At 73.3% G+C, this 2,382-nt stretch carries 2 protein-coding genes and 1 pseudogene; all 3 read left to right on the forward strand.

Annotated features, from left to right (window positions below):
- Positions 1-480 (forward strand): annotated as a pseudogene (locus tag GL263_RS25170) (DUF2637 domain-containing protein); the annotation flags it as partial.
- 406 nt (positions 481-886) lie between these two features.
- Positions 887-1,405, forward strand: a complete 519-nt coding sequence (locus GL263_RS25175; protein WP_182858043.1) for a toxin-antitoxin system HicB family antitoxin — start codon at positions 887-889, stop codon at positions 1,403-1,405.
- A 93-nt stretch (positions 1,406-1,498) separates the two neighbouring features.
- Entirely contained in the window at positions 1,499-2,344 is an 846-nt protein-coding gene (locus tag GL263_RS25180; RefSeq protein ID WP_182858044.1) for a DUF4097 family beta strand repeat-containing protein, read from the forward strand.
- The last annotated feature ends 38 nt before the right edge of the window (positions 2,345-2,382 follow it).

A 2,382-nucleotide genomic window follows, 5' to 3' on the forward strand; every position in this document is an offset into this window, starting at 1 on the left:
CCAGCACCAGCAGCCGTTTCCCCGAACGAACCGCTGCCCGTCGGGGACCTCCCGGCCCCGCGCCCGGCGACCGTGCCGCCGGCCCCGGCTCCGTCGCCGGACTTCTCAGACCGGGAGTCCGAGCCCGCGGTCACCGTGCCGGTCGGGCCCGGGCGGGTCAGGGCGCTCGGCCAGGCTCCCGAGAGCGAACAGCACACGCGTGCCGGTGCCGCGACCGCCGTGGTGGACGCGGTGGCGCCGGAGGCCGACCCGGTCGGCATACCCGACGGTGTGCCGCGCGAGGAGGTGTACTTCGCCGCCTACCGACGGTTCATAGCGGAACGCGGGAACCGGCCCAGCGCGCCGCAGCTCAGCCAGGCGCTCCAGAAGTGGCACGGCGTCACGAACCGGGACGGCACCCCGCTGGACGACGCCTACCTGCACTCCTACCTGCGCGAGTTGCGCGACCGCTACAGCGCCGAGATGGGCGTCAGCGGCTGATCCCCACTCCGTGGGCTTGGTGCCCGCCCTGACGTCCGGGGCCGCCGGTGCGCGACTTCTGCGTGGACGTGTCGCGTCGACTACGCGACCAGGTCCGCGCTACCGGGGGTGGACGAGGCCGCGATCGGTCGGCGCACCCCTCCGCGGGCGGACCGGCACGGCCTGTCGGACCAGGCGCGGCACTGTCTGGCACCACGGGACGACAGTTGGCGCACCCGACGATGCCACATGGCGTCATCATGACGCCATCGCGCACCACGCGCCGGTCGGTGGACGGGCGATACCGCTGCCGACCAGCAGCCATGTCGCCACATCCTCGCAGGTCAGAGCAGCCACACTCGCCCTGGCGCCATGAACGATGCCGGCAGGGGTTGCATCTGGCGCCACCTGGTGCCATCATGGCGTCATGGACCTCACGCCGTATGTCGAAACTCTTCGCCGCGAGCTCGCGGTGGCCGCCGAAGCCGGTGGGGAGGAAGCCCGCGATCTCGCCGAGCGGCTGACCACCCCCCTGGAGTCGGCGACCCGCCTGGTCCTGCTCAACGTGCTGTCCGCCGCGATGGACGAGATCACCCGCGAGCTCGCCCCCGGCTCGGTCGACGTGCGACTGCGCGGGCTGGACCCCGACTTCGTGGTGACGCCACCGCCCGGCGAGGGCGGCCCCGGGGTCGAGGTCTCCTACCCCGTCGAGCCGCCCCGGGCGGTGGCGCCCGCGGAGGGCGACGAGGGCGGTATCGCGCGGGTCAACCTGCGGCTGCCGGCCCACCTGAAGGCGCGCGCCGAGGAGGCGGCGAGCCGGGAGGGTCTGTCGGTCAACGCGTGGCTGGTGCGGGCCGTTTCGGCGGCGGTCGACGGCGGGCAGAGGCCCCGCGCGGCCGGCAAGACGCACTCGATCGGCCAGAGCTTCACGGGCTGGGTGCGCTAGCCGCGCCGGCCCCGCACCATCCGCACCACTCCACCCACATCATCGCGCCCCACCAGCGGGGACGACCTGAAGAGTCAAGAGGACGGGACAGCCATGCCTTCTTACGACACTCCCGCACCGATCTCCCTCACCGCCCAACTGCAGGCCGGTTCCATCCGGTTCGGCGCCAGCGACCGCTCCGACACCGTTGTCGACGTGCAGCCCCGCGACCCGAAGCGGGACCAGGACGTTCGGGCGGTGGAGCAGACCGAGGTCACGTACACCAACGGCGTCCTGACCGTCAGAACGCCGAAGCAGCGCAACCTGTTCGGCCGTCCCGGCATCGTCGACGTGATCGTGGAGCTGCCGACGGGCTCGCGGGTCGAGGTGAACGGTCCCTGGGTCCAGGTGCTCGGCGAGGGACGCCTCGGCGAGGTCCGGGTGAAGTCCTCGGCCGGCGACGTCCGCCTTGAGGAGACGGGCCCGCTGCGGCTGTCCGCGTCGCACGGCTCGATCAGCGTCGACCGGGTCGAGGGCGAGGCCGAGATCAGCACCAGCTCCGGCAGCCTGCGCGTCGGTGTCACCGACGGGCCGGCCGTCCTGAAGAACTCGCACGGCACCACCACCGTCGGCGCGGCGCTGGGCGAGCTGCGGGTGAGCGGCGCCAACGGCGACATCGAGGTCCGGCGCGCCGAGGCCTCGGTTGTCGCCACCACCGCCCACGGCACCCTGCGTCTCAACGAGGTGACCCGCGGGGAGGTCCAGTTGGAAACGGCGTACGGCTCGATCGAGGTGGGCGTGCGGGAGGGCACGGCCGCCTGGCTCGACGCCAGTTCCGGCTCCGGTCAGGTGCGCAACACGCTCACCGCGTCCGAGAGTCCCGCGGACGCCGAGGAGACCGTCAGCATCCGCGCCCGCACCCGCTTCGGCAACATCGACGTCCTCCGCGCCCGGGCCTGACCGCCCGGGCCGGCCGCCCAGCGCCCCGAGCACGGCGT

Source organism: Streptomyces durbertensis (genome assembly GCF_014156695.1).
Lineage (GTDB): Bacteria > Actinomycetota > Actinomycetes > Streptomycetales > Streptomycetaceae > Streptomyces > Streptomyces durbertensis.

Bases quoted from the DNA above. Each gene is read 5' to 3' on its own strand.
- GL263_RS25175 (WP_182858043.1), top strand. From the start codon at position 887: ATGGACCTCACGCCGTATGTCGAAACTCTTCGCCGCGAGCTCGCGGTG.
- GL263_RS25180 (WP_182858044.1), top strand. From the start codon at position 1,499: ATGCCTTCTTACGACACTCCCGCACCGATCTCCCTCACCGCCCAACTG.